The organism is Streptomyces sp. PH10-H1 (assembly GCF_030063355.1).
In the GTDB taxonomy this organism is placed as follows: domain Bacteria; phylum Actinomycetota; class Actinomycetes; order Streptomycetales; family Streptomycetaceae; genus Actinacidiphila.
The window spans coordinates 1-1,352 of the sequence record NZ_JASISZ010000209.1; the positions used below are offsets into that span (position 1 = coordinate 1).

At 70.7% G+C, this 1,352-nt stretch carries 1 protein-coding gene; it reads right to left on the reverse strand.

All coding sequences use genetic code 11. From position 1 onward, the window contains the following. Nucleotides 1–182 precede the first annotated feature (182 nt). A partial coding sequence (locus tag QMK24_RS41240) for an IS1380 family transposase (RefSeq protein ID WP_283472049.1) occupies nucleotides 183–1,352 on the reverse strand: 1,170 nt, incomplete at its 5' end.

Below are 1,352 nucleotides of genomic sequence, written 5' to 3' on the forward strand. Positions count from 1 at the left end.
GCCTCGTTGTTTCACCGCGTTGGTCGGCTGAGTCTGTGCCCGTGATGTCGCTTTCGCCGGTCCCCGTGGGTGGTGTCGGGTAGGGCTGCGCGTCGGCTGTCGTGCCGGGGACGCTGGGTTCCACGGTCCCGGGGTGTGCTGTTTGTCCTCCTCTCGGTACTCGTCGGGGTGGTGCGTGCGGGTCAGGTGGGTCTGGGCAGGGCCTGGATCCGCTGGAAGGCGTGGACGATGGCGTCGGCCCAGGGCCAGGAGGCGGGTAGTCGCAGGCGTCGGCGCCGTTGGCCGCGGACGAGGCGGGCCGGGACGTGCAGGATGCGGTAGCGCAGGGTTTTGGGGGTGGCTTTGGCCAGGTCGCCGTCGAGGGCGAGCAACTGGAGCCAGGCGCGTAGGTCGCAGGCGATTGCGGTGGCGGTCAGCCAGGCGGCGTTGACGGGCATCTCGCGCGAGGGCAGCAGCCGCATCCCGGTGGCCTTCTGGTCGCGGATCTTGGGTTCGACGCGGGCGTGCTTGCGGTGCCGGGCGTCCAGGAACTGGGCATGGCCGCGGCGGGTGTTGGTCGCGAACGTCTGGTACCGCATCTCCTTGCTGATCTCGTAGGGCGAGGCGTCCTTGACGTAGCGCGGGTGCAGGGGTTCCTTGCGGGCGATCACCTTGTGGTGTTTCGGCCAGGCCGTGAGGTCGCCGAGCAGGCCGGTCAGGTCCGCGACGAAGGCGTCCTCGCGCGCCTCGCCCTGGGCGTCGGTGGCCTGTTCCCACAGACCCAGGCGGTCGGCCTGCTCGACGGCGGCCTGCTCTCGGGCGGTGAAGGCCCAGCCCACCGAGTACTCCCATCGGAAGGTCGGGCTGCGGCGCCCGCCGGCCGAGGCGATCCACTGCACCAGGTCCTGGGAGAACCCGGCCCCGTCGACCCGGATCAGGACCTTCTGCTTGCGCCACCAGGGCAGTTGGGCCACCGCCCGCTCCAGGAGGTCGATGTTGACGTGGGTGTCGTTGGCGGCAACGTTGCCCGGATGCAGCACCTGGGCGAGTTCTTCGCCGGTGTTGTCGCACATCGCCAGGAACACGTGGTGCCCGTAGGAGCCCTTGTAAGTGCCGTGGGCCCCGTCCTTCTCGGAGGGCGCGGTCACCAGGGATCCGTCGGTGTCGATGACCGTCCACCCGGTCAGCTCCACGCCGTCGACCATGACCTCGGGGAAGCCCTCGGGCCGGTCGGCCAGGACCTGCCACACGTGGCGGCGCACAGCCGCGCGGGCGCGCTCGATCCTTCGAAGCGCCGCCTCGTCGGCCTCCTTGAGCGCGCGCCACACCGTAGGGAAGGAGGCGACTGGGCCGATGACCGCGCGCTGGTGCTC